Below are 6,194 nucleotides of genomic sequence, written 5' to 3'. Positions count from 1 at the left end.
CCTGGCCCTGAGCCTGCTCAAGCAAGACACCACCATCAAGGCCGGTATCAAGGCCAAGCGCAAGGCCGCTGGCTGGAATGAGGACTACTTACTTAGCCTCATAAACCAATAAGATGCAATCGCCCTCGGAGGCAAGGAGCTCGCCCCAAGCTGAGCGAAGGGGCGGGCTCTTGGTGGGGCCGGGCCTCTCCCAATTGGCTGGGCATCCATAGCACGCCAATTCGGCCTGCGCCACTGCTATGTGGACGGCCTGCCTCTCCTTCCTCAGCCGTCTCCCACTTGACCAAGGCCGTCCCAGCCGATAGTGTGCCGACAGGGCCGTTGGGCGCCCGGACTGCCTGCGGTCGAAGCAGAGCGTTCCTAGCTCACTGACCGGGCTCGCAGCCCAGGAGGGGAGGGAGCTGGTAGGCCAGCGTCGTCATCGTGAAGAACAACTTCCGCAACGTTCCCGAGACCGCCCTATCCGGCGCCGAGCTCCTCAGCCCGGCCAACACCAACGTCGAGCAGTACTTCATCAGGCAAGGCTAGAGTCCGCCAGCGCTCACCAGACCGCCAGGTCTCTGCTGCCTGGCGGTCTCGGCTTGCGCCGGAGAGCGCCCTAGCCGTCCAAGGAGGCCAAACGTGAAAGACAGGCGCATCGTCTTCCCGGGCTCGTGGCAAGCCCAGTGGGAGGACATCGAGATCCCCGACCGACCAGAACCCGGCAGGCTTCTGGTCGAGGCTACTCTCAACGTGATCAACTACGGCACCGTGATGGCCATCTACACCGGCACCCATATCAACATCAACAAGCCAGGCGTGTGGCCCAGCTATCCCCACTATCCCTCCGGCCACACCGTGGGAGTGGTGCGGGCGGTGGGCGAGGGAGTGGAGGGCTATCGCGCGGGCGACCGGGTGGCCTTCGGTGGGGAGTACAGCCGCTTCCACGTGCTTGACCTGAGCGCCAGGAGACCGCTCAGGATACCCGAGGGCGTGTCAGACCTGGAAGCAGTCGTCGCCGCTCACGCCTCCATCTCGCTGAACGGGATCCGGCTGGCCCGTACCACTTTGGGCGAGCGGGCCATCGTCTTCGGCGCCGGCATCATCGGGCTGTCCGCAGCGTTGTACGCCCTCGCAGCTGGAGCGGCACCGGTCGTGGTCGTGGATCCGCTCGACTCGCGGCTGGAGATAGCCAGAGACTGCGGTGTGGACTACACCCTTAACCCCGAGCGGGTGGACGTGGAGGCAGAGGCCAGGGCTCTCACAGAGGGGAATGGGTTCGAGGTGGTGATCGAGGGCACCGGCGTCCCCACCGTGCTCACCACCGCCCTAAGAGTGGCAGGCCGGATGGGCCGAGTGGTCATCCTGGGCAGCCCACGAGGAACGGTAGAGCTCGACACCTACAACGACATCCACCGCGGTGGGATCTCCGTCATCGGGGCCCACTCGCGCACGGCGGCGGAGCAGGAGAATTCATACTACCCCTGGACCACGCAGAGGAATATCCAGGCTGGATGGGAGCTGATCAAGCACGGTCGGCTCAGCTTCGCGAGGCTGGTGACTCACCGCATCAAGGGCGCAGAGAGCGCGGACCTCTTCGAGCACCTGGCCAAAGAGCGCGACAAGTACCTGGGCGTGGTCATGGAGTGGGGGGAGTAGAGGCGGGGAGCGAAGGCCCTTATCCCCTGGCCCCTTCTCCCACTTTGTGAGAGAAGGGGGAGACTCGACTCCCTCTCTCCTACGAAATGGGAGAGGAGTCAGGGGGTGAGGGTCCTCTCTCCACTCCCAACAGCCCCGGCAATTCCACCAGCGAGCGAATCTCCCGCAGGCCGGGCATCGAAGCGGGAGCAGGCTTGCCCTCGCGGTTCAGCCATACCGCCTGGAGTCCAGCGTTCAGTGCCCCGATGACGTCGTTGTCCCAGGAGTCGCCCACGTGAAGGATCTCGTCCGCCTGGCAAGCCGCCCGTGCCATAGCAAGGCCAAACAGCCTAGGGTCCGGCTTCGTGAACCCCTGTTCCTGGGCCATAACCACGAAGTCGAACACGCCCGCCAGCCCGCAGCGCTCGGGATTGGTGTTGCCGTTGGTCAGCAGGCCCAATCGGTAACGGCCCCTTAGGCGCTGAAGCGCCGGCAGGACATCTTGGTACAGCTCGATGTCGCGGAAGCGGTGGTGTAGATAGAGCGCACACAGCCGGCGCGCCAGTGCCTCATCCGGGTGCCCAATCCCCCTCAGGGTCTCCCGGAACGCTTCCAGCCGCCCTTCCTCCAGGGACAGGCGCTTCGAGGACGCAGCTACTCGGTCGCGGATGCGGATCAGCTCCTCTACGTCCAGACCCGCCGCGGCCGAGCCCACCTCGCGGCGCATCTCTTCCAGCGCCAGAGCGAGCGAGTGACGCATGGCCCGCTCGAAGTCCCAGAGAGTACCGTCAGCGTCAAAGGAAATGGCGCGGACGTCGCGCAGGCTCATGCGGCAGCCGTCCTCGTGGGCGTCCTCGCCATGAACGCCAGCGTCTCCTCCCAGGTGCCCACGGCCGTGGTGGCCCCCAGGCCGGTCACGCACATGGCGCCCACGGCGTTGGCCAGCCGCGCAGCGCCCACCGAGTCCAGGCCGTTCAGAATGCCGGCGATGAACCCGGCGGTGAAGGTATCGCCCGCCCCGCAGGTATCCACCGGGTCAACGTCGAAGGCGGGGACGTACCGGCCCTCGTCCCCTGCTCCCGCCACATAGCACCCCCGCTCCCCCAACTTGATGCAGACCGTCCCCACCCCCCGCGCCAGCAGGAAGGCGGCCATGTCCTCGGGCACACCCGACCCGGTCATGCCGAGGGCCTCGGCCTCGCTGGGCAGGAAGTAGTCCACGTGGGGCAGGATGGGCTCGAGCACCTCCAGTCGGTTGCCCTTCCCATCCACCGCCGTGTCCACGAAGGTGATGGCCCCTAGCTCCCGAGCCCAGCGCAGAAGCTCGGCCATCGGCTGGCCGTCCAGCCGAGGCAGGAGGAAGGCCCCACCCACGTGCACCGCCCTGGCACTCTCCAACCGCTCCCAGGGGACATCGCCCAGGGACAGGTTCTGGGTGGCGCCCGGATGATGGATGAAGGAGCGCTCGCCCCGCTCGTTGACCACCACCACCGAGAGAGACGTGCGCGCCGACGGATCGCGGACCATCAGATCGGTACGCACCCCATTGCGGGCGAGGAGATCGAGCACGATGTCACCCGTGCGGTCCTGACCCACGCGCCCCACCGTCGCCACCGACAGCCCCAGCCGGGCCAGGGCGATGGCGCAGTTGTTGCTGCACCCACCCGTCTGCAGTTCGTACTCGTCAATGATCTCCAGCCCGCCCGGCGGGGGCAGCCGCCGCACCGGCTTCACCAACAGGTCTACGCAGAAGTTCCCCACACTCAACACGTCCAGGGGAACCTCTCCCCTGGGAAGACAGGCGAAGCTTCTCTCCCCCCTTCCTTCACCGGGAAGCCCGCCATCTGGCGCACCCAGATGGCGTGGATGGGAGGTTAGGTTGTCTTCCCTCACGTCAGCGCCGCCCGCAGTTCCTCGTGTTCGCGGGCGTACTCGTACAGGCCCACGCCCGCTCGGAAGGCTTCAGCTGCCTGCTGCATGGCCTTGGTACCCGCCGCTATGCCCATAGGATGCGAGGTGATCCCCGTCCCGGCCAGGACCATGACGTCCAGGCCGAAGATGTCCAGGTTCTGGGGCAGGTTCGAGGGCTTCAGCCCTCCCGAGATGGCCGGAACCATGTCCTTGATCCCTGGCAGCGGCTCGACCATTACGTTCTTCAGGCTAAGCAACTCCTCGCGGGTGCCGCCTACCATGTAGCCGCCTACGGTGCTGATGCGGAAGTAGTCGCCCCCCAGCAAGCGGGCGAACTTGGCCACCACGTTGGCATCCACGCCCTGGTTGGGGGCCCGGCTGAAGGCCTCCTTGCCCCCGCAGTGAGCGTAGATGGGCACCATGAAGTCCGTGTCCCGCGCCAGCGCCTCCAGCGACCAGAAGCCGGCGGCGAAGAAGTTGACCATGAGGGCGTTGGCACCGTTCGCCAGGGCAATGCGAGCGTTGTCCTTGAGCCTGTCGGGGTTGCTGGTGATGTGAGGGGCGTACAGGACTTCCTGGCCGGTCTTGTCCCTGGCCTTCTCTAGCGCCGCCGAGACCTTGCGCACCCGCTCGCCCAGGGGGCAGTAGGGCACGTTGAGCATCTTCTCGTCGTCCTTGATGAACCGCACCCCGCCCAAGGCCGCCTGGTAGCAGATCTCGGCCACCTCGTCGGGGGTGAGCCCGGCAGTGGGCTTGACGATGGTGCCCACGATGAGCTCGCCCGGCCTCACTCCCAGCAGCTCCCGGGTGCCCTCGATGCCAAACCGGGGGCCGGGGAAGTAGCGCAGCGCCTGGTCCGGCACGCGGAAGTCGAGCAACCGCGACTTCTCATAGGTGGTCAGGGCGTGAGTGCCACCGCCCACCATGGTAAGCCAGAGGCTAGGATAGGCCGCCTCCTCCAGGTTCATGTTGATGAGAGGGAACAAGACCGAGACGGTGCCCTTGCCCGGCTCAACTTCGTTCACCTCGTAGACCTCTCCGCGGCATTCCTTGAACAGGGCCGTGGGCTCTCCCGGCCCCTGCCAGGCCCCGGTGGTCTCCAGCTCCACCATGTGCTCGGCCACCCGTCGCAGGTCGCCCTCGGTCTCGATGTAGTAGGTGGCGAGAACGGCATCGCCCAGGCTGTGAGGCATTGCCCCTCCTCCGGTCGCTCATGCTTGGCCCCGGTGACCCCGCGGCCCCCTCATTATACCCCCCCGAGCCCGGCTGGAAACGCACGGCAGCCAAGCGAACGCTGTGACTTCGCAGCCGTACGCTGAGTATGCTGCACGAACCAACAAGACTCAGCGGACGTCAGTGTCATGCCAGCGTAATCGGGGGCCCATTCTCCTGCCGCTTTACATCCCGCCGCGGTCTGGTATAAAGGCCCGCGAGAGCCAGGGTGGGTTACGGCGGACAGGGGGAAACCCCACTACTGGCAACCTGTCCCCTATGACCTATCCCCTATAACCTACAACCTGCCTAGGAGGCGTGAAGATGGCTGAGTACGGTGTAGGCATCGTCGGTACGGGCTGGGTCGCTGGCGAGCACATGCGTGCCTGGTGTGCTAACCCGCATACGGAGCTGCTGGGCGTGGTGAGCCGGACCCGTGCCGGGGCGGAGCGCAAGGTTCAGGAGGTAGGCGTTTCCTGCAAGATATACGATTCCTACGAGGACATGCTCGCCGATCCTCGAATAGACATCGTCTCCATCTGTACCCCGCCCAACCTGCACGTGGAGCAGGCGGTGGCGGCAGCCAAGGCAGGCAAGCACATCTGCCTGGAGAAGGCCATCGCCATTGATCTCGAGGGACTCCGTACCCTCCGGGACGCCGTGCGCCAGGCAGGCGTCAAGACAGTGGTCTCCTTCGTGTTGCGCTGGAACCCCATGTTCGAGACGGTCAAGGCCCAGCTGGCCGACGGCACCATAGGTCGGGTGTTCTACGCCGAGTCCGACTACTACCACGGCATCGGCCCCTGGTACGCCCAGTTCCCCTGGAACGTGAAGAAGTCGGTGGGTGCCAGCTCCCTGCTCTCGGCCGGCATCCACGCCGTGGACGCCTTGCGCTGGTTCCTGGGCTCCGAGGCCACCGAGGTGAGGGCTTACTCCGTGCGCAGCAATCACCCTCCCTTCGACGCCTACGAGTACGATCCCACTCAGGTGCAGATCATCAAGTTCGCCAACGGCGCTATCGGCAAGGTGGCTTCATCCATCGAGAACGTGAGCCCTTACGTCTTCAACGTCTTTCTGCTGGGCGACAAGGGCACCATCAAGGACAACCTGATCTGGTCTCCCTCGAAGTACCCGGGCCAGAGAGGATGGGCCACCTACCCCACCATTCTCCCCGACAGCGGCGACGTCACTCATCACCCGTTCCAGCTCGAGATAAACCACTTCGTGGACTGCATCATCAACGACAAGGAGTCGCACACCAACGTCGAGGATGCGGTCAAGACGCACGAACTAGCCATGGCGGCCGACATGTCGGCGGAGCGGGGTGGCGAAGCGGTCAAGCTGCCGCTCCTGGACTGAGGCCGAGTCCCCCTTCGCCCGCAGGCCAGGATGAGCCCGAAGCCATCCTGGCCTGCACCCTGGGTGCTCTTCGTCATCATCATGGCCGTGACCCT

The 6,194-nt window shown here is 65.5% G+C and carries 5 protein-coding genes; 2 read left to right on the top strand and 3 right to left on the bottom strand.

What is annotated here, in order from left to right; all coding sequences use genetic code 11:
• Positions 1-621 precede the first annotated feature (621 nt).
• Positions 622-1,638 (top strand): zinc-binding dehydrogenase, encoded by a 1,017-nt coding sequence (locus tag HPY83_16140; protein NPV09475.1) that lies wholly within the window; start codon positions 622-624, stop codon positions 1,636-1,638.
• A 79-nt stretch (positions 1,639-1,717) separates the two neighbouring features.
• On the opposite strand, the gene HPY83_16135 is transcribed toward HPY83_16140, so the two are convergent.
• The 3 genes from HPY83_16135 to HPY83_16125 form a co-directional block, all read right to left on the bottom strand.
• Positions 1,718-2,446 (bottom strand): HAD family hydrolase, encoded by a 729-nt coding sequence (locus HPY83_16135; GenBank protein ID NPV09474.1) that lies wholly within the window; start codon positions 2,444-2,446, stop codon positions 1,718-1,720.
• A complete protein-coding gene (locus HPY83_16130) occupies positions 2,443-3,387 on the bottom strand; it encodes a carbohydrate kinase family protein (GenBank protein NPV09473.1) in 945 nt (314 codons plus the stop codon). Before HPY83_16130 ends, HPY83_16135 begins: the two co-directional genes overlap by 4 nt.
• 119 nt (positions 3,388-3,506) lie before the next feature.
• Entirely contained in the window at positions 3,507-4,721 is a 1,215-nt protein-coding gene (locus HPY83_16125) for a hypothetical protein (protein NPV09472.1), read from the bottom strand.
• A gap of 343 nt (positions 4,722-5,064) precedes the next feature.
• Between HPY83_16125 and HPY83_16120 the strand changes: the two genes are divergently transcribed.
• A complete protein-coding gene (locus tag HPY83_16120; protein ID NPV09471.1) occupies positions 5,065-6,099 on the top strand; it encodes a Gfo/Idh/MocA family oxidoreductase in 1,035 nt (344 codons plus the stop codon).
• Positions 6,100-6,194 lie beyond the last annotated feature (95 nt).

This window comes from Anaerolineae bacterium, assembly GCA_013178015.1.
GTDB lineage: Bacteria > Chloroflexota > Anaerolineae > DRVO01 > DRVO01 > Ch71.
This window is presented reverse-complemented; position numbering and strand designations above follow the sequence as displayed.